Here is a 19,233-nt window from a genome sequence, read left to right on the forward strand (position 1 = left end):
TATTCGTCACAGAGGCGTGCCTTTTCCTGCCGATGTGAAGACGCAAACAGCGCTCACAAGAGACGCTCACGCTGAGTGCCTTACCGGCGACGGAAGAGATGTCACGACGACATAAGGCCCACCTGCCAGAACTTCTATCGACAATCTGGAAACACCCTCATGCCGACGCTGGGGCAGTGGCAGATAGGCGTTGCCTTTCGTCCATCGCATGTTTCCGGCGCTTTCATCCTGCCAGCCGGGCAGGGACGCGCCCTCCTGATGAATCCGCACAGGAATTGAAACACCACCTTCCTCTATGGTCACCGCACTAACCAGAATACCGAGCAGGCGCCGGTCATCCATATAAGGACCGAGCGCGTCGCAGGGTCTGCTGGCGTGGCTCATCAGATGAACCGACTTCACCTGATGTGGGAGCGGAAAATGCACGACGCCCAGCGCATCAATCTGACCTTCGAGATTGGCGCCCCTGTCGGTAATCAGATACAGCCCATGATCGAACGTCACCTGCAAAGGGGTTTCCCGTACGGTCATGCCCAGCATTGCGGCACGTTCCTGGAATTCCCTGAACAATGGCTCGACGAAATCGCGTGCCGTATTCAGCGGTGCAGCAGCGTGAGACCAGTCCGTGGCCAGACGCTGAGGAAGGGACTGGGTCGGGTTATACAGCCGACGCTCGTGACCCTCATCGAGAAATGTCTCACTCAACGCACCATCTGCCCTGATAACCGAATGCGGATCGGTTTCGATATGGTAGTAATTGAACGAGGTAATCGTCTTGTCGTAATAGATCGACTGCCCGTTCACCAGCATACGCACCGGGACAAAACACCCCTTGAGATACAGACAATGCTCTGCTGTGATCAGCATGTCCTTGAACGGCACATCATCTGCCAGAGCGCCCCGACAAACCCTGACCGGCCAGCCTGCCAGATCGTCCGGCAAGCCGGGCTTTACATTGGCCTGACCGCAACCGATGGCCCTGATGGACTTCAAAGAAGGCAATTCTGTCTCATACCCAGGCAGAACGTCACCGATCTTCAGGTTCTCGATAGGTACATAGCCTTCTGATGTCTCAATAAGCGTTCCCGGCAGATAGCATGATTCGAACTCGACACGACCTGAATATGATCCCATGTAATTTTCCAGATCGCTGATAGCGATTGGCTGGTTCATATATTCAACGGAAATATCAAAATAATTTCTCGGTATATATATGGTTATCCCATTCTCCTGACCTTCAGGAATATAATGTATGACGGTGATGTATGAACCGGTAAAAGTTATCGTTGTTCGTGAACATTCGCTGGGATTGATGAGAATAGAAAAATCACCTGTCACATAAAATGGATTCAATGCCATTCCAGTCGATGGATCCGGTATTGTGTCGTTGCACCCATCAAAAACCAAACGGGCATCTGGTGGTGATCCGGTGAAATAATAAACGTAATTCCAGTAAGTTGGACCAAAATTTCTAGTATTAAGATCGCCACCAAAGGTCCTGTTGATCTGCATTTCTTATACTCCCATTAGGTGGAGAAATTAGAACAGATCAATACGAATATAGTCAATAACTTCTCGTGCTATAGCAAATTTATAGATGGATTTTTTAGGTATATGCAAATATTATTACATACTTGTTTGCATAGAGATAACCACCTCTTTGTCAGTTTATTTACATTTTACATTCATCCAGCAGCTTGCGGGGATCGCGCGGTGTTTGAAAATAGCTTTCGGGATAAACGGACGGGGAGACGGATCTGAATTTGGCGGAAAGGAGTGCCGGACCATCATGTTTCAACAGATCAAGCAGAATGCGGTTCGACAATCTCTGCGCCACAACGTGCGAGTCAGGCTGGCCGTCAGGTGATTCAGGGACACCATGTTTTTGTGCCGGGAAGGCAAAGATACTGTTGGAGATGACAGACACCTCAAGAAAGGGAACATGCAGGACCGTTGCGGCAAGATTCGAGTACCAGTCCCCATCTTCGTCTATCTCATGAAAAACCTTCATCGTGGCTTGGGTATACGCCACATTGTCGGACCAGATTTCAGATGTACCCTGAATGCCGTAGTAGAAAATCTGCGGTTGCCTGTCACTGCGAACGGGAGCGAGGAAATCCGGTAGGGTCGTCTGCGTTGCCACGCGTTTTGCAGAACAGGCCAGCATCGCCAGCAGACCCGGATCGGCTTGGAATGCACCTGTCAGGGTTTGCCCCGAATGTGCATCCTTGAACTCGCCGCCCTCCATATGGCCGTCAGGCGCCAGATAGTAATTGCCATGATTCACGTTCCGGGCACCCAGAACGATATCGCCGATCGACATTTCACCCTTTGGCTGGTGGCCTCCCGATGTTCCGGGGTAGAGCAGCACGCGTACGTTGAAATCGTGCAGCATGGATGTTGCCTCGATCGCACGCAGCACTTCGCCGGGTGCGGGCTGCACGATCATCACGACAGGCACACCGTCTATTTTGCCAGTCATGAAATCGAATGCCCCGTCGGAGACATGCCCGCGTGCCGCAAGGGCATTCAGAAGCAACCCATAATCGGCTGGCAGTTTCGGAATGACGATCCCCAGCCTCGGGGTCGCATCATAGGCCGGAACGGGAGCCGCATGCGCAACCCCCATACCACCAAGCAGGCAAGACAATAAAATACGTAGCGGCTTCATGGTCGCCTCATGGAAACAGGTAGAGTTCGGGTCGGAACGAGCCTTGTGCCGCCCCTGCACAGAGAAAGCATATCAGCAGGATCTTGCCGGATATTCAAATCGCCAGCGTTACAAACCGGTAGCCTCGTGCGATCCTGACCCGATATATCGCCGCTGTCCGCCGAAGGGCCGACAGCGGCAGAGACCGCCCCCCGGTAACCAGCTTGGAAACCACCCATTCTGCAAGAAACCGGTTCTGCTTAATACCGAATGAGACAGTGCCGCCAAATCATCACATCGCGACGGAAGTCACCTAATCATATGGTAGCGTGGTCAGCATATGCGGGCAGGCCAGCAGTGTCACCACTATCGCGGTGCAGGACATCATGTCGCCAGCCTCGCAAGGGCAGGACCATGTGCCTCTCTTTACCCTTCCGCCTCATGCATCCAGCCATTCGAGCGCATCTCATCCAGACGCGAGGCTGTCCGCTCGAACGCCTTTGCATTTTCGCCGGTCTGGTACAGCGCCTCCGGCTCAGCTGCTGCACTCGCAAACAACGCCGTGTGGTTTTCATACATGACATCGACCAGCGTGATGAAACGCCGCGCCTTGTCAAACTGATCCGGCACAAGGGCGGGGATCCCCTCGATGAAAAGCGTGCGAAACCTGCCCACAATGGCCAGATAATCGGCTGGCCCAAGTGCCTCGCCGCACAAGGCCTCGAAGGTAAACCACGCCACGTCACCGTTGCATGCCGGGACGCTTATGTGACGTGATCCAATGGCTACAGAACCGGGTTCGGCACGGGTATCGGTCAGGGTTTCAAAGCGCTGTCGCAGATGCGCACGGTTTTCTTCCGAATCCGGAACAAGCCATGTCTGTGCATCGATCTCGCGTCCCCGGCGATAATCGCGGGCGGAGTCCAGCGTCATTACCGTCATGCAGCCTGCAAAGGCCTCTAGATAGGGCCGCATGGTTGCACGGTTCTGAACCTGATGCTTCATCAGGTCGACAGGGGCTGTGTTGGATGTCGCGACAACCACAGTCCCCAATGCCATGACCCGGTCGAGCAGACGCAGGACAAGCACAGCGTCGGACATATCGTTGATCTGGAATTCGTCGAAGCAGAGCAGCTCATATTGTTCATGAATCCGGTCCGCCAGCTCGTGCACCGGGTCCTCACGGCGCTCGGCCCGGCTCTGCCCCTTGTGCAGGGCGCGAAGCACCTCCTGCATGAACACATGAAAATGGATACGCCGCTTTTTGGTGAGACTGACCTCGCGGCAGAACAGATCCATGAGCATGGTCTTGCCCCGTCCCACCTGCCCGACAAGATAAAGCCCGCGGATCGGCTCCGGCTTGCGTCTGGCAAGACGGGAGAACAGCCCCGGTTTTGCTCCTTCGCGCGCCAGGAGCGCCTGCGCGAGACGGTCCAGAGCAAGTGCGGCCTCCCGCTGCGCGGCATCGGCCTCGATCTGCCCCTGATCGACAAGACGTTGATAGGCGCCAAATACCGTGCTGGTCGTCGAGGAAGGCGGGGCGAAACTCACGTCAGACATCGAACTCTCTCTTGTCGCGCATTACGGGTTTGTGCCCCCCTCCTAACACGCCCTCGAACAGAACGCGCCCCTTGTGAAATGTCACGCATTGGTGAGGCGCAATATCGGAAAAAACGGGCCAAATCCGTAACATACAAGACAAAATCAGTGCCAATTCTCACATCAATATGCACATGACGAACCATCTGAATGAGACTATGTGGGTAATGTATCGCCCAGCCCGAACACAGAATTCAGAGGTATCGCCATGGCTTCCGACGGACGTGAAGCGTTCTATCACGGCACCGACACAGAGGGGCGGCCCATCAGACGGCCCATGTCGCCGCATCTGGATATCTATCGTTTCCGCCTCTCCATGGCGCTCTCGATCGGCAATCGCATATCGGGTGTCGCCTCGTCCCTCGGTGCAGGTCTGGCTGTGGCGTGGCTTGCTGCCCTGGCACAGGGTCCACGCGCCTTTGCACGCGCCCAGCGCGTGGCAACGCATCCTCTGGGCCGGCTGGTGTTTCTCGGCTGGGGCGTCGCCACACTATACCATTTCGTCGCCAGCATCCGCCATCTGATCTGGGATAGCGGCGCACGCTTCGAGAAGAAGGAAATCGACGAGGACGGGCGGCGTTCGGTCTTTGTCACGGCCGGGCTCTCGGTTGCGCTTGTCACGGCCTTTGTCGCCCTCTCCCGGCTGCGCAACAAGGGAAAAAAAGCATGAACCGTTCTTCCGACATGCGCACGCCTCTGGCGCGTGCAAAGGGGCTTGGCGGCATGGCCGACGGGGCCGAGCACTGGACGGCTGAGCGTATCTCGGCCGTGCTGCTCGGCCCGCTTTCCATATGGGGTGTTGCCCAGATCCTGCGTCTGGCTGGGCGTGACCGCGCTGCCATTCTGGCCTGGGCAGGTCGCGTGCAGAATGCTGCCCCGCTTGGGTTGCTGATTGCCCTGACAGGCCGCCATGCCCAGCTCGGACTGGAAGTCGTGGCCTCCGATTATTCGCGTGGCTGGCGGCGCTTCGGGCTGCGTCTGGTGATCCGCCTGAGCACGCTTCTTTTCGTGGCGCTCGGTTGCGCCTCGCTCGCCCGTATCCTCATGACCCGCACGACGGAGACAAGATAATGAGCGCGGAATCCGTCAGGAAATACCGTATTGTCGATCACGCCTATGACGTGGTGGTCGTGGGTGCGGGCGGCTCGGGCCTGCGTGCCACGCTGGGCATGGGGGCCGGTGGCCTGCGTACAGCCTGCGTGACCAAGGTTTTCCCCACACGCAGCCATACCGTGGCCGCCCAGGGTGGAATTGGTGCCTCGCTAGGCAATATGTCCGAGGATAACTGGCGCTGGCATATGTACGACACCGTCAAGGGGTCGGACTGGCTGGGCGATCAGGACGCCATCGAGTTCATGTGCCGCGAGGCCGAAAGCGCCGTGATGGAGCTGGAACATTTCGGCGTTCCCTTCTCGCGCACGGAAGACGGCAAGATCTATCAGCGTCCGTTTGGCGGCCATATGAGCGAATATGGCAAGGCCCCTGTGGCCCGCGCCTGTGCCGCTGCCGACCGTACGGGCCATGCCATCCTGCACACGCTGTATCAGCAATGCCTCAAGCATCGCGTCGATTTCTACGTCGAGTATTACGTGCTCGACCTGATTATGGATGACGATGGGGCATGTCGCGGCATCGTGGCCTGGTGCCTCGATGACGGCTCCATCCATCGCTTCAGCGCCAAGATGGTCGTACTCGCAACCGGCGGTTACGGGCGCGCCTTCCAGAGCTGCACCTCGGCCCATTCCTGCACCGGTGATGGTGGCGGTCTGGCCATGCGCGCCGGTGTGCCGACTCAGGACATGGAATTCGTGCAGTTTCATCCTACCGGCATTTTCCCGGCGGGCTGTCTGCTCACGGAAGGCTGTCGCGGTGAAGGCGGTTATCTGACCAATTCCGAGGGCGAGCGCTTCATGGAGCGCTACGCGCCCACCGCCAAGGATCTGGCCTCGCGCGATGTCGTGTCACGCGCCATGACCATCGAGATCAATGAAGGCCGTGGCTGTGGTCCCAAAAAGGACCATATCATGCTGCATCTGGAGCATCTCGGCCCGGAATTGCTGCACCAGCGTCTGCCCGGCATCTCTGAAACCGCGCGCATTTTCGCCGGGGTGGACGTGACCAAGGAGCCCGCTCCGGTGCTGCCCACGGTCCATTACAACATGGGTGGTGTGCCGACCAATCTGCACGGCGAGGTCCTGCGCCCCACCAAGGACAATCTCGAAGCTGTCGTGCCCGGACTGATGGCGGTCGGTGAAGCCGCCTGCGTTTCCGTGCATGGCGCCAACCGTCTGGGGACAAACTCCCTGCTCGATCTGATCGTATTCGGTCGTGCGGCTGGCAAGCGTGCTGCCGAAATCATCGATCCCAGCGTGCCGGTACCGCCGCTGCCTAAGGAAGCGGGCGAGGCCATTCTGGCCAAGTTCGACCAGACCCGCGAGGCTTCAGGCAAGTTCACCGTGGCGGAACTGCGTGAGCGCCTTCAGCGCATCATGCAGAGTCATGCAGCCGTGTTCCGCAATACGAAATCCCTCGCTGACGGATGCGAGAAAATCCGGGAGCTCTGGAAAGACGCGCAGCATATGGGGCTGGCCGATCGCTCTCTGATCTGGAACAGCGATCTGATGGAAGCCCTGGAATTCGCGAATTTGCTGGCCAACGCGACGGTTACGATCGAAAGTGCCCATGCACGCCACGAAACGCGTGGTGCCCATGCCCATGACGATTATCCCGAGCGCGATGACGAGCACTGGATGAAACATACCGTCTCCTATCTCGATAAGGATGGTGCGGTGAGCCTGCTCTACCGGCCGGTGCGGATGCAGACCCTGACCAATGATGTCGAGGTCTTTCCGCCCAAGAAACGTGTTTACTGAGGAGCCTCACCATGGTTGAACTCCGCCTGCCCAAAAACAGCACGACCCGCCCCGGCAAATTCTATCCGGCGCCTGCCGAAGCCAAGCGCAAGGCCATTTTTCAGGTCTATCGATGGTCGCCCGATGACGAGTCCAATCCGAGCCTCGACAGCTATGAACTCGATCTCGACAAGGTCGGGCCGATGGTTCTCGATGCCCTGCTCTATATCAAGGACCATATCGACGCGACGCTGACCTTCCGCCGCTCCTGCCGCGAGGGGATCTGCGGGTCCTGCGCCATGAACATCGATGGCGAGAACACGCTGGCCTGTCTCAAGCCCATCAGTTCGATCAAGGGCACGGTCAAGATCAATCCGCTGCCGCATATGCCGGTGGTGAAGGATCTGGTGCCTAACCTGAACGGCGCTTATGCCCAACTCGAGTCCATTCAGCCCTGGTTGAAAAGCGACACCCCGCCGCCGCCCGATACCGAGCGCCTGCAAAGCGTGGAGGAGCGTGAAAAGCTGGATGGCATGTGGGAGTGCATCCTGTGCTTCTGCTGCAGTACATCCTGCCCATCCTATTGGTGGAATGGCGACCGCTATCTCGGGCCAGCCACGCTGCTGGCCGCCAATCGCTGGATCATGGACAGCCGAGACGACCATACGGGTGAGCGACTAGAAGCACTGGATGATTCCATGAAGCTCTATGGCTGCCGCACCATCATGAACTGCACCCAGACCTGCCCCAAGGGTCTGAACCCGGCCAAGGCCATCGCCAATATCAAGAAACTGCAGGTCGAGCGGGAATAGAATCTCCGCATCAGACGCCAGGATAAAGAAAAAGGCCGGGATGCTCTCCCGGCCTTTTCTATTGAGGGGCTCGTTACACCATCGGGTGCGCGCTCCGTTCCACATAGGGCCGCGACACGATAGCGGCCAGCAACCCGCAAAGCGCTGCCCCCGAGAGCCACAGAGCCGGCATGGCGCGGTCTCCCGTATGCTCGATCAGCCAGGTACAGACAGCCGGGCTGAACCCGCCAATGCAGGTGGCGAGACTATAAGCCAGCGAAAATCCCGTTGTGCGGATGCGCGGCGGAACGATCTCGGTCAGCCAGACGATGGCCGCCCCGTTATAGGCGCTGTAGAGCACCGCCAGCATCAGCTCGACGCCAAGCAACCTCCCGAAGCTTGGGGCAGCCACAAGCCATTTCATCATCGGCCATGCCGAACACAACACGAGCGCTGTGGCGCCAATCAGAAGCTTCTTGCGCCCGATCCTGTCAGAAACCAGCCCGAAAACAGGGACCAGAACCAAGTTGGCAAGCCCCGCGCAAAGCGTGACCAGCAGCGCATCCTGTCGCCCCAGATGCAGCACGCGCGTACCAAAAGCGGGGCAATAGGCGGTGATGACATAAAACGAGACCGTGCTCATCACACCGGTCAGGATACCAATCAGCCCCACATACCAGTTACGAACCAAAGACACCGCAATCTCCCAGATGCCGGGATGCGTGGCCTGAGAGGAGAAAGCCTCGGTCTCCTGCAGATTGCGCCGCAGGAATATGAGCACAGGCACAATCATGCAGCCCAGCGCGAGCGGAATACGCCACCCCCAGGCCGACATGACCGGACCGCCCAGCAGGGATGTCAGGCCAAATCCGATTGCCGCAGCCAGCACGACGGCCAGCTGGATGGAGGCAGACTGGAAAGCCACGATGAAACCGCGATTTTTCTCCGTGGCGATTTCGGACAGATAGACAGAACTCGATCCCACCTCGACCCCGGCAGAAAACCCCTGGATCAGCCGCCCGAGCAGCACCAGAAGCGGCGCGAGGAAACCGATCCTCTTGTAACTGGGCGTCAGAGCCAGGGTCATGGTGCCAATGGCCATGAGGGTGAGCGTGAGGATAAGCCCCTTGCGCCGCCCGATACGATCAACATAGGCGCCAAGCACGAGCGCACCGAGTGGGCGCATCAGAAACCCGGCACCGAACGTGGCAAAAGACGACATCAACTCGGCCTGGGCGTTGCCCGAGGGGAAAAACGCCTTGCCGATATCGGCAGCGTAATAGCCGAACACCATGAAGTCATACATTTCGAGCATATTGCCGCTCGCGACCTGGCCTACGGCCTTGGCAAGACGACGGCGTGAGGGCGGCTCGTTTGTCATGATGCGGGTTCGCCTCTGTCGTGATGAATGTCAGATCTGCCAGGCCGGAGGTTCCGGCCCGCAGGATGAAATCCATCCTACCGACAAACAGGCATCATGCGAAATGATGCAGGCAAAGTGCAGGTATACTGTCAGTACAGGGCAGTTATCACCACGCGCACCCGGCTCTCAGCCGGGCTTGTTCGCCTCATATTCCCTCATGAGATCAGCCAAGCCATGCTGACGCTTCGTTTTGAGCCTCGCTGCGACCAGAATCGACTGTGCCTCCCGCACGGCGCGATCGAGTTCAGCATTGACGATCACATGATCGAATTCGCTCCAGTGCGAAATTTCGGCCAGAGCCGCACCCATGCGCTTGTCGATTTCGGATTCCGCATCCGAAGCCCGCGAGCGCAGGCGGCGATCGAGCTCCTTCATTGAGGGGGGGAGCACGAAAAGGCTTACCACGTCGTCCGGCAGCGCCGCGCGCAGGAGCCTATGCCCCTGCCAGTCAATATCGAACACCATGTCCCGCCCACTGGCGAGCGCGGCCTCGACGGGCGCACGGGGGGTGCCGTAGCCGCGACCGAACACCTCGGCCCATTCCAGCAATTCCCCTTTCGCGGCCATGTCGCGAAACTGGTCCATGCTGCGGAAATGGTAATGTACGCCCTCTTTTTCACCAGGACGCGGGGCGCGCGTGGTGACCGATACGGAATGGGCAAGGCTGGAATCACCCGCGCGCAGCGCATTGGCGATGGTCGATTTCCCTGCGCCGGAGGGTGCCGAAATCACGAGGCAGACGCCACGTCTTGCTATGGTCGTCATGTCACACCTCCAGTCCCAGGTCATTACTCGTGCTGAGCCATAGCCGTTCGGGCAGGATTTGAAAACATGGGAGCATGGCGAGCCCCGCTCCGTGGACAAAGCGCGGCCGTTCGTCTGGGGTTCAGGGCGCCCCTCCCCGTCATCCACTATGAGCGTCATCGTTACAAAACAGCTGTTTTTACGCCACAAAGCGCGTACACAGTTCGACACAATCAAAATGCATCCCGGTCACCACGCATCCCGGTCCTCGTCAGGAGAGATCATGCAGGCTGTCGATATGGAAAACCGCTTTGGCTGGGGTGCTTGCCCCGATCCCCCGACGCCTGATTCAGGGCGTCACTGGCTGATGGCGCAGCTTGAAGGCCCGCAAAGCCGGTCCTGGGTTTCCCTTGGCACGAGCGCCGATGGTCTGGTGGCACTGCGTACGCAGCGACAGGAAAAACTGCGTGGCAACCCATTGGTCAAACCCATTCTGCAAGCGGAGATAACCGCCCAGCTCGACGCCGTGCTTGATGGCGTGCAGCCCTTTCGCGAGAGGCTGGTGTGGTTCTGGTTCAATCACTTCACGGTCAGCCAGAGGCAGGATCGTACGAAAGCGGTCATCGGGGCCTATATGCGCGAGGCCATACGCCCGCATGTGACCGGACGCTTCGCCAATATGCTGACTGCCGTCATGCGCCATCCGGCCATGCTGATGTATCTCGACAATGTCGCCTCGATCGGGCCGGACAGTCCCGCCGGCCTGAAGCAGCATCGCGGCCTGAATGAAAATCTGGCGCGGGAATGTCTGGAGTTGCACACGCTCTCGCCGGCCTCCGGCTACACACAGAACGACGTCACGAATTTCGCGGCAATCCTGACCGGCTGGGGCGTGGACATGAAAGCCGAGGCACCGGGATTCCGCTTCAATCCCCGTGCCCACCAACCGGGCAGCAAGACGCTGCTCGGCCAGGTTTTCCCCGAGGGCGAGGCAGGCGGCGTTGCGGCCCTGCAATTTCTGGGTACGCATCCCGCAACGTACAAGCATATCGCCACGCAACTCGCCCGGCATTTCCTGACCGACACCCCGACACCTGCCCAGATCGCCCCCATCATGACAGCCTTGCAGCGCAGTGGCGGCAATCTGCAGGATGCGACCCGGACCCTTGTCGATCTTGCAGGTGCAACACCGCACGGCAGCAAGCTGCGTACACCCATGGAATATGCAGCCGCCGCCCTGCGCGCCACGGGAACGATACCGGCTCTGACAAGCGCGGATACGAGCAACCCGGACGACCCCCACGCCCCTGCCATGATACTGGCGGCCGCCTGTGCCGCGATGGGTCAGCCGGTCTGGAATGCCCCCATGCCCAACGGGTGGAGCGACCTTGCGCCGGACTGGTTCGCCCCTGCCGATATGATGGCCCGAGCCGACTGGGCCTATCGTTTTGCTGGCAGGCTGACCGAACAGGACCCCGAGACCGTGGCTCAAATCGCACTAGGCCCCCTGCTGCGCCCCGCCACAAATCTGGCCATGCAACATGCCGGATCACGGCGCGACGCTTTCACCCTGCTTTTTTCTTCACCCGAGTTTCAGAGGCGCTGACCCATGATGCTCCGTCGTCGTTCTGCCCTTCTCGGTCTGGCCGCGAGCTGGTCTCTCGGTCGTTCCTCCCTTGCTTTCGCGGCGTCATCCGCCGTCTCGTCCGGTCAGGCTCAGGATGCGCGACTGGTCGTGATCCTGCTTCGTGGTGCGCTTGATGGCATGGCGGCTGTCACCCCCTATGGCGACCCCGGGCTCGCTGCGCTGCGCAAGGCACTTGTCCTGCCTGAGCCGGGGCAGGATCAGGGGTTGCTCGATCTGGGTGGTACATTCGGGCTGCATCCCGCCCTGGCGGGGCTGCACGACCTATATGGTGCCGGGCAGATGCTTCCAATCCATGCCGTTGCCGCGCCGTATCGCACGCGCTCTCATTTTGACGCCCAGGATTATCTTGAAAGCGGGGCGGATCATCGCCTCTCCAGCGGCTGGCTCAATCGTGCCGTTTCTTTCCTGCCGGGGCAGAGGCAGCACCCCGAAGGGCTGGGTCTGTCGCTTGGGCTCGATGTACCCCTGTTATTGCGCGGTCCAGCCCGCATCGGCAGCTATGCCCCGGCAGGCAGCCAGCATCCCACAGACGAGCTTTACCGCCAGATTGCAAAGCTGAACGAGCATGACAGGCTGACCGGCCCGGCCTTTCACAACGGCCTTCTGGCTCGTGGTTTTTCAGACAATGCCCTGGCGCAGGGCGCCATGCAGGACGGACGGAAGGAGGATGGTTTCACACGTCTGGCCTCGGCAGCAGGGCTCATGATGTCACGCGACGACGGGCCACGTGTCGCCGCCCTGGAAATAGGCGGATGGGACACCCATGCGGGCCAGATCGGGGCGCTCAAGGCCCCGCTCGCCCGGCTCGATCAGGGAATGACAACCCTGAAAAACAATCTGGGCGCATCCTGGTCACGCACAGTGGTGCTGGCCATGACAGAATTCGGCCGAACCGCCCGCATGAATGGCACGGGCGGGACCGATCACGGCACGGGGGCCGTGGCCTTTCTGGCGGGCGGCGCTGTGCGTGGCGGACGCGTCGCCGGAACATGGCCGGGATTGCGCCCCGGGCAGCTTTTTGAAAACCGCGATCTCGCGCCGACAACCGATCTGCGCAGTGTCATAGCCGGAATTCTGTGCGCTCATATGCACCTGCCACGTACAGCGCTCGCGCAGGTCTTTCCCGATGGCACACCCGATCTGATGACAGGCCTTGTAGCCTAGCAATATGCCGGGGCTGAATTGCCCCGGTGCAACAGCCCGTCTCAGGGGATGAGTTTGCGCGCCTGCAGCAGGGTAAACAGATCGGCAAAGGAGCGCCGTGTATCGTAATACCCTGTAAAGCCGAACAGACGGCTTTTCGTCATGTCAGTCACACATTCCACCGGGCGGCCCAGATCAGCATCCGTATGCCACGGCGAGGCCAGACGGGTCAGGTCGGGCTCAACCAGATCGTGCTTGCGGGCGAGCGCCGACCATACATCTTCCTTACCGCGCATCAGGGCTTCGAGCGACGTTGCCTCACCGGGATAAGGCGCAGCCTCGATGCCAAACCAGTTGGCCAGTTCACCCCATAGGCTCGACCAGCGAAACACGTCGCCATTGACCACATTGAAAGCCTGGTTACGCCCGGCCGGATTTGTCGAGGCCCAGTGAATCTGGCTCGCAAGCTGCCTTGCATCCGTGACATCGGTAAGTGCGCTCCACTGGGTCTGGGAGCCGGGAAACACGAAGGGCATCCCCGTCTCGCGGCATAGCGAGGCATAAACAGCGAGCGTGGTGCCCATATTCATCAGATTGCCAATGGCAAAGCCGATCACCGTATGAGGGCGATGCACCGACCACGTAAAGTTGAGGCTGCGCGATGCCTCAAACAGCACGTCTTCCTGCGCGTAATAGAAATTCTCGACATCCAGCCGCCCCATGCTTTCGCGGAAAGGGGTGACCGGCGGTGCGCCTTTGGCGTAGGCGTCGAATGGCCCGAGATAATGCTTGAGCCCGGTAACAAGCGCTGCATGGACAAGGGCTTCCGGCCTGGCGAGCGCCTCGAACACATTGCGCAGCATGGCGGCATTGGCGATGCAGTTCTCACGCTCGGTCTCTCGTCGCGTCCATGTGGTGAAGAACACATGGCTTGGCGCGATATCCGCCAGTGCCGCCTTCAACCCCTGCGGGTCGAGCGTGTCGGCCTTGATGGGCAACACCGTGGCGGGAAGCGCCTCGACACGACGGGCAAGGCCATAAACGGTCCAGCCTTCGGCCACCAGACGATTGGCAAGATTTTGCCCGACCAGCCCGGTCGCACCGATGATAAGGGCAGTATGGGTCATCAGAAATACTCCAGCGTCGTTCCTGTCTTTGCGAAGCTGGAGCGAGGGACTAAAAAACACAATCCGGCACCTTTTTGTGCCCTGGTTACCTGAAGGGCTCCATGACCGACCCCACCCCGTCTTCTGATCTCCTGGCCAACTACCGTCAGGCTCCGTTTGCCGAGGATTGCGCCCCACGACGCCTGCTCAAGCTGTTTTCAGGCAAATGGGTGACCATGATCCTGCATGCCCTGCATATGTCCGAGGGGTCAGCCCGCCCCGGCGCCCTGCAGCGCAACCTGCCCGGCTTGTCGAAAAAGATGATGACCCAGACGCTACGCGACCTTCAGACGGCTGGTCTGGTCGAACGGGTCGTAATCCAGACCATGCCACCCAATGTGGAATACAGGCTGACCGCGCTTGGCCAGCGCTTTATCGAACCGCTGGAAATGCTTTATTGCTGGGGTGTCCGCCATGCGGATCTCCTGCAGCAGCTTGGCCAGCAACCCGAGTGATCCGCACCCGATTGATCAGCGTCCTACGAGCGCTTTCATGCTGGCGGGATAACGTTCACCCACAACGTCGATCTGCGTCAGCGCCTCGTCGATCGCCTGCAATTCATCGGTGCCAAGCGCCAGTGTCGCGCCGCCAAGATTTTCTTCCAGACGCGACAGGCGACGCGTACCGGGAATGGGCACGATCCACGGCTTGCGGGCTAGAAGCCAGGCAAGCGCAATCTGCGCCGGGGTGGCCTGACGCTGCGCCGCAATGGCTTCGAGCTGCGTGATCAGCGCCTGATTGGCCTGCAACGCCTCCGGAGCAAAACGTGGCACGATCTTGCGGAAATCCTGATCGCTAAACTGTGTGCTCGTGTCGATCTTGCCCGTCAGGAAGCCCTTGCCCAGCGGGCTGAAAGGGACGAACCCGATACCGAGTTCTTCCAGAAGCGGCAGGATTTCCTGTTCGGGCTCGCGCCACCAGAGCGAATATTCGCTTTGCAGGGCAGCGACCGGCTGCACCGCGTGAGCCTTGCGAATGGACGCCGCACCCGCTTCGGACAAACCGAAATGACGGATTTTACCCTCCCATATGAGTTCCTTGACCGTCCCTGCCACATCCTCCATCGGCACATCAGGATCGACACGATGCTGATAGAACAGATCGATCACATCGGTGCGCAGGCGCCTGAGCGAATCCTCGGCAACCTGACGGATGCGGGCCGGATGACTGTCGAGCCCATCGCCCGGCCGGCCATTGCGGAAGCCGAATTTCGTGGCAATCACCACATCCTTGCGGAAAGGCGCGAGCGCCTCGCCCAGCAGGCTCTCATTGGTGCCGGGGCCATAAGCCTCGGCGGTGTCGAAAAACGTGACCCCGCGCTCATAGGCACCGCGCAGGAAGGTGATGGCGCTTTCATGATCTTCGGCGGGGCCATAACCGAAACTCAGCCCCATGCATCCCAGACCAAGGGCAGAAACCTCGAGTCCGCTTTTTCCCAAAACCCGCTTCTCCATGTTCCGGTCTCTTTCCGATGATTATGATATGTGTGGGACCTGTTCAGCCCTCAATTTCAGTCAGCGCGGCGGTATTGTTCGTCGCTCACCTTATCCAGCCATCGGGTGGAAACACCCTCGACGCTCTCGGTAATGGCGACATGGCTCATCGCGCATAGCGCCGAGGCACCGTGCCAGTGTTTCTCATCGGGCTCGAAAAACACGATATCGCCGGGGCGCACTTCCTCTACCGCGCCGCCGTCGCGCTGCACCCAGCCCAGCCCGGAAAGCACCAGAATGGTTTGTCCCTTGGGGTGCGTATGCCAGGCCGTACGGGCACCGGGCTCGAAGGTGACCGTTGCACAGGCCAGTGCACCGCTTCCCGAAAAAGGCGCGTCCACACGCACCCTGCCGGTAAACCAGGCGTCATTTCCCTGCGCAGAGGCTGTGCTGCCTGAACGTGTGATCTGCATGGTGATCCCTTTCCCTAAATTCCCGGATCAGCCGCCTTGCGGGCGCGACGGGGCGATGAGTCATAAAACCATTATCCTGCGCAAACGATTAGCGCGTATAATCGGTACGTACCTATGTTGGATTTTCATGAATGAAACGCGATGATCTGGTCGATCTGAACGCCTTTCTGGCCGTAGCGGAAGAGCAGAGCTTTACGCGTGCGGCGGCAAGGCTTGGCACGTCGCAATCGGCACTCAGTCATACGGTCAGACGGCTCGAAACCCGCCTTGGTGTGCGGCTGCTGACACGCACCACGCGACGGGTCTCGGCCACCCTCGCCGGGGAAAGACTCCTCCAGACCCTTGTCCCTGCGCTCGACAGTATCAGCGACGAAATTGCCGCCATCAGCGAATTATCCGAGCGCCCGTCAGGCACGATTCGGCTCACCACGTCCGATCACGCCGCCCGCACCCTTATCTGGCCTGCATTGAGACGCCTGCTACCCGATTACCCCGAAATACAGGTCGAACTCGCCATCGATTCAGGCCTGACCGACATCGTGGCCGAGCGCTTCGATGCGGGTGTACGACTGGAAGAAACCATCGCACGTGACATGATTGCGGTACCGATCGGGCCACCGTTGCGCATGGCCGTTGTGGGCGCCCCTGTTTATTTCACGCATCATGCACCTCCCCGGCAGCCGCAGGATCTGTCGCAGCATCAATGCCTGAAACTGCGCATGGCCAGTTCGGGGGCGATCTATGCCTGGGAGCTGGAAAAAGGGCGACGCAGCCTGCGTGTTCGCCCCGAGGGGCCCCTGACATTCAACAATGCTCCTATGCTGCTCGAAGCTGCACGAGACGGGTTTGGTCTGGCCTGCGTCATGGAGGATCAGATTCTCGATGATGTGGCAGCCGGGCGGCTTGTTCGCGTGCTGGAGGATTGGTGCCCCCCCTTCCCCGGCTACCATCTCTATTACCCGAGCCGCCGCAATACTTCGGCAGCCTTTCGACTGCTTGTCGAGGCCTTGCGGTATCGGGCCTGAAACAGCGCCCTTCGCTCAGTATTCCTGAGCGGTCGGGCGGAACAGGATTTCGTTGATATCCACCGCCTCGGGCTGGCTCATGGCGAACATCACACATTCCGCAAAGGATTCCGGCGGAATGGCGTAATTCTGGTAGAACGCCTTCATTGATTTCGCCGTGTCCGGATCAGTGATGCTGTCTGTCAGTTCTGTCGCCACCGCACCGGGGGAGATGATGGTGGTGCGGATATTATAGGGTTTGACCTCCTGCCTCAGCCCTTCAGAGACAACACGCACAGCCGATTTGGTGGCGGAATAGACGGCTCCACCCGGCCCGACCTTGTGCCCCGCTACTGAGGATACATTGATGATATGGCCGCTCTTTTGCTTTTGCATCTGCGGCAGAACGGCGGCGATGCCATAAAGCGTGCCCTTGAGATTGACATCGATCATACGATCCCAATCCTCGATGCGGCGTTTTTCAAGCGGCGAATGAGGCATCAGACCGGCATTATTGATCAGCACATCCACACGACCATGCAGCGCAATGGCGTGATCGACCAGAGCCTGCACCTCGGCGCTGCGGCTGACATCAGTCTGTTTGACGGCATCACGCCCTATGGAAAGGGAATCCGCCAGGGCTTCAAGCCTGTCGAGACGCCGAGCCCCCAGAACGATTTTGGCCCCTTCTGCAGCAAGACGGCGCGCGACTGCCTCGCCCAGCCCGCTGCTTGCCCCGGTGATAACCACCACTTTTCCTGAAACCGGCTGGTTCATCGTGTCGTCTCCTTTTTGTCCTCAAAGACCTGTCGTGCAATGCCAAGCGCCGTCGAGGCCGTGGGCCAGCCGGAGTAAAAGGCCAGATGCGTGATGATCTCGATGATTTCGCTCTCACTCACGCCGGTATCGAGCGCCTTGCGCAGGTGAAATCCCAGCTCATTGCCGCGATAAAGCGCAATCAGGCAGGTAATGGTAACCATGCAGCGATCGCGCGGCGTCAGCCCAGGACGGGCCCAGACATCGTCAAAAAGGACGCGATCGGTATAGCGTGCGAGATCGGGGGCGATATCGCCGAAAGCCTTTTGCGCTGTCGTGGAATGCAGGGATGTCTGATCAAGCTCGGCCATATTCAGGGCTCTCCTCGCTTTTCATTCTGTCTGGCGAGAAGACTAGCCCCTGAATGCGATGCAGGATTAGAGCATGAATTATTCTAGGACCTATATGCAGCATTCATGAAACGAATGTATCCCGGGATATTATCGGGGTTGGTTCGGGGGCATTTTCAGCAGAGTCTTATGCGCTTTTACCGGACAGATGCGACATCGACAGGCCTGCCGGTTTGCAGCGAGAGCGCTGCGGCCTCTGCCAGTCTCTGCGCCTCCACGCCATCACGCAGCGTGGCAAGCGGTGGGCGGCCTTGCACAATCATGTCACGAAACGCCTCCATCTCCGCACGATAGGCCTGCGCAAAACGCGCGATGAAATCGCTCATGGGGCCAGAAGACGTGAAACCACGCGCATCGGCACTGACAAGATGATGGGCGGGGTGATTGGCCACATAGAAAACCCGCTCCGCGCAAACAGCTTCAAGGCGCTGATCGTAACCGAACGCCGCATGACGGGCGTTGATCATCTGGACCAGAGACCCGCTTTCCGAGCGCAGCGTCATCATGGCGGTATCAATATCGCCCGCCTTGCCGATTTCAGGTGCGATCAGACAGTTTCCGGTAGCGAAAACACTGGTGATTTCCTCACCCAGAAGATAACGCGTCATATCGAAATCATGGATCGCCTGATCGCGAAACAATCCGCCTGAGGATTTGACGTAGCTCACAGGCGGCGGTGACGGATCGCGCGTATGCATGACGATATGCTGCACCTTTCCCGAACGTCCCGAGCGGATTTCCTCTCTGACCTGCATGAAATCGGGGTCATAACGACGCTGAAAGCCCAGCATGACGCGCGTGTCGGTGCGGGAAAACGCTTCCGCCACATCCACGACCTGTCTGAAGTCCAGACTAATCGGCTTTTCACAAAAAACCGGCTTACCTGTGCCAGCCGCCCGGCGCAGCAGGGACGCGTGTGTGTCGGTCGGGCTGGCAATGAGATAGGCGTCGATGTCAGGATCCGAAAAAATCGACTCCGCATCATCAAGGCGTGCCTGACTGCGCGTCAGCAGGTCTTCACGCGCTGGAGACGCAACCGGATCGGCGATAGCGACAAGCTTCATATCGGGCATGGTCATGAGATTGCGGGCATGCACCTGACCGATACGACCTGCGCCGAATAGAGCGAGACGTGTCATGA

Annotated in this window: 19 protein-coding genes; 8 read left to right on the plus strand and 11 right to left on the minus strand. The window is 59.3% G+C overall.

Features of this window, described 5'->3' with window-relative positions; translation table 11 throughout:
• Positions 1 to 66: 66 nt before the first annotated feature.
• The 3 genes from ED655_RS02380 to zapE form a co-directional block, all read right to left on the minus strand.
• The gene (locus tag ED655_RS02380; RefSeq protein ID WP_162993352.1) at positions 67 to 1,134 is read right to left on the minus strand and encodes a Hint domain-containing protein; all 1,068 of its coding nucleotides are present in this window, start codon (positions 1,132 to 1,134) and stop codon (positions 67 to 69) included.
• A gap of 538 nt (positions 1,135 to 1,672) precedes the next feature.
• Complete coding sequence (locus ED655_RS02385) at positions 1,673 to 2,671, minus strand: phosphorylase family protein (RefSeq protein WP_122048821.1); 999 nt, start codon at positions 2,669 to 2,671, stop codon at positions 1,673 to 1,675.
• A 405-nt stretch (positions 2,672 to 3,076) separates the two neighbouring features.
• Entirely contained in the window at positions 3,077 to 4,210 is a 1,134-nt protein-coding gene (zapE, locus tag ED655_RS02390) for a cell division protein ZapE (RefSeq protein ID WP_122048822.1), read from the minus strand.
• A 247-nt stretch (positions 4,211 to 4,457) separates the two neighbouring features.
• Between zapE and sdhC the strand changes: the two genes are divergently transcribed.
• The 4 genes from sdhC to ED655_RS02410 are packed head-to-tail and all read left to right on the plus strand — an operon-like array spanning position 4,458 to position 7,913.
• A complete protein-coding gene (gene sdhC, locus ED655_RS02395; RefSeq protein ID WP_240993451.1) occupies positions 4,458 to 4,919 on the plus strand; it encodes a succinate dehydrogenase, cytochrome b556 subunit in 462 nt (153 codons plus the stop codon).
• On the plus strand, positions 4,916 to 5,320 hold the full coding sequence (sdhD, locus tag ED655_RS02400) for a succinate dehydrogenase, hydrophobic membrane anchor protein (RefSeq protein ID WP_122048823.1): 405 nt from the start codon (positions 4,916 to 4,918) through the stop codon (positions 5,318 to 5,320). The genes sdhC and sdhD overlap by 4 nt, the downstream gene beginning before the upstream one ends.
• Positions 5,320 to 7,122 (plus strand): succinate dehydrogenase flavoprotein subunit, encoded by a 1,803-nt coding sequence (gene sdhA / locus ED655_RS02405; RefSeq protein ID WP_122038591.1) that lies wholly within the window; start codon positions 5,320 to 5,322, stop codon positions 7,120 to 7,122. The genes sdhD and sdhA overlap by 1 nt, the downstream gene beginning before the upstream one ends.
• Before the next feature lie 11 nt (positions 7,123 to 7,133).
• Positions 7,134 to 7,913 carry a succinate dehydrogenase iron-sulfur subunit gene (locus ED655_RS02410; RefSeq protein ID WP_122048824.1) on the plus strand — a complete coding sequence of 260 codons (780 nt, stop codon included), beginning with the start codon at positions 7,134 to 7,136 and terminating at the stop codon, positions 7,911 to 7,913.
• A 73-nt stretch (positions 7,914 to 7,986) separates the two neighbouring features.
• On the opposite strand, the gene tcuC is transcribed toward ED655_RS02410, so the two are convergent.
• Positions 7,987 to 9,273 (minus strand): tricarballylate/proton symporter TcuC, encoded by a 1,287-nt coding sequence (gene tcuC / locus ED655_RS02415; RefSeq protein WP_122048825.1) that lies wholly within the window; start codon positions 9,271 to 9,273, stop codon positions 7,987 to 7,989.
• Positions 9,274 to 9,441: 168 nt separating this feature from the next.
• A complete protein-coding gene (gmk, locus tag ED655_RS02420; protein ID WP_122048826.1) occupies positions 9,442 to 10,080 on the minus strand; it encodes a guanylate kinase in 639 nt (212 codons plus the stop codon).
• 262 nt (positions 10,081 to 10,342) lie between these two features.
• Here gmk and ED655_RS02425 point away from each other — a divergent pair, with 262 nt between their 5' ends.
• Positions 10,343 to 11,665 carry a DUF1800 domain-containing protein gene (locus ED655_RS02425; protein ID WP_122048827.1) on the plus strand — a complete coding sequence of 441 codons (1,323 nt, stop codon included), beginning with the start codon at positions 10,343 to 10,345 and terminating at the stop codon, positions 11,663 to 11,665.
• A 3-nt stretch (positions 11,666 to 11,668) separates the two neighbouring features.
• Positions 11,669 to 12,871: a DUF1501 domain-containing protein gene (locus ED655_RS02430; RefSeq protein ID WP_122048828.1), complete on the plus strand. Its 1,203-nt coding sequence runs from the start codon at positions 11,669 to 11,671 to the stop codon at positions 12,869 to 12,871.
• Positions 12,872 to 12,912: 41 nt separating this feature from the next.
• Here the strand turns inward: ED655_RS02430 and ED655_RS02435 are convergent, their stop codons facing one another.
• On the minus strand, positions 12,913 to 13,977 hold the full coding sequence (locus tag ED655_RS02435; protein WP_122048829.1) for an SDR family oxidoreductase: 1,065 nt from the start codon (positions 13,975 to 13,977) through the stop codon (positions 12,913 to 12,915).
• A gap of 101 nt (positions 13,978 to 14,078) precedes the next feature.
• On the opposite strand from ED655_RS02435, the gene ED655_RS02440 reads away from it, so the two are divergent.
• Positions 14,079 to 14,471 (plus strand): winged helix-turn-helix transcriptional regulator, encoded by a 393-nt coding sequence (locus tag ED655_RS02440; RefSeq protein WP_122048830.1) that lies wholly within the window; start codon positions 14,079 to 14,081, stop codon positions 14,469 to 14,471.
• 15 nt (positions 14,472 to 14,486) lie between these two features.
• On the opposite strand, the gene ED655_RS02445 is transcribed toward ED655_RS02440, so the two are convergent.
• Together ED655_RS02445 and ED655_RS02450 are read right to left on the minus strand one after the other, a co-directional pair.
• A complete protein-coding gene (locus ED655_RS02445; protein WP_122048831.1) occupies positions 14,487 to 15,470 on the minus strand; it encodes an aldo/keto reductase in 984 nt (327 codons plus the stop codon).
• 56 nt (positions 15,471 to 15,526) lie between these two features.
• The gene (locus ED655_RS02450; RefSeq protein WP_062163870.1) at positions 15,527 to 15,922 is read right to left on the minus strand and encodes a (R)-mandelonitrile lyase; all 396 of its coding nucleotides are present in this window, start codon (positions 15,920 to 15,922) and stop codon (positions 15,527 to 15,529) included.
• Positions 15,923 to 16,053: 131 nt separating this feature from the next.
• Between ED655_RS02450 and ED655_RS02455 the strand changes: the two genes are divergently transcribed.
• On the plus strand, positions 16,054 to 16,947 hold the full coding sequence (locus tag ED655_RS02455) for a LysR family transcriptional regulator (RefSeq protein ID WP_122048832.1): 894 nt from the start codon (positions 16,054 to 16,056) through the stop codon (positions 16,945 to 16,947).
• Positions 16,948 to 16,962: 15 nt separating this feature from the next.
• Here the strand turns inward: ED655_RS02455 and ED655_RS02460 are convergent, their stop codons facing one another.
• From ED655_RS02460 to iolG, 3 genes are all read right to left on the minus strand, one after another.
• Positions 16,963 to 17,703, minus strand: a complete 741-nt coding sequence (locus ED655_RS02460; protein WP_122048833.1) for an SDR family oxidoreductase — start codon at positions 17,701 to 17,703, stop codon at positions 16,963 to 16,965.
• Positions 17,700 to 18,053 carry a carboxymuconolactone decarboxylase family protein gene (locus ED655_RS02465; RefSeq protein WP_122048834.1) on the minus strand — a complete coding sequence of 118 codons (354 nt, stop codon included), beginning with the start codon at positions 18,051 to 18,053 and terminating at the stop codon, positions 17,700 to 17,702. The genes ED655_RS02460 and ED655_RS02465 overlap by 4 nt, the downstream gene beginning before the upstream one ends.
• 176 nt (positions 18,054 to 18,229) lie before the next feature.
• Positions 18,230 to 19,231 (minus strand): inositol 2-dehydrogenase, encoded by a 1,002-nt coding sequence (gene iolG, locus ED655_RS02470; protein WP_122048835.1) that lies wholly within the window; start codon positions 19,229 to 19,231, stop codon positions 18,230 to 18,232.
• Positions 19,232 to 19,233 lie beyond the last annotated feature (2 nt).

Origin of the sequence: Asaia bogorensis, from assembly GCF_900465345.1 — a bacterium.
Lineage (GTDB): Bacteria > Pseudomonadota > Alphaproteobacteria > Acetobacterales > Acetobacteraceae > Asaia > Asaia bogorensis_A.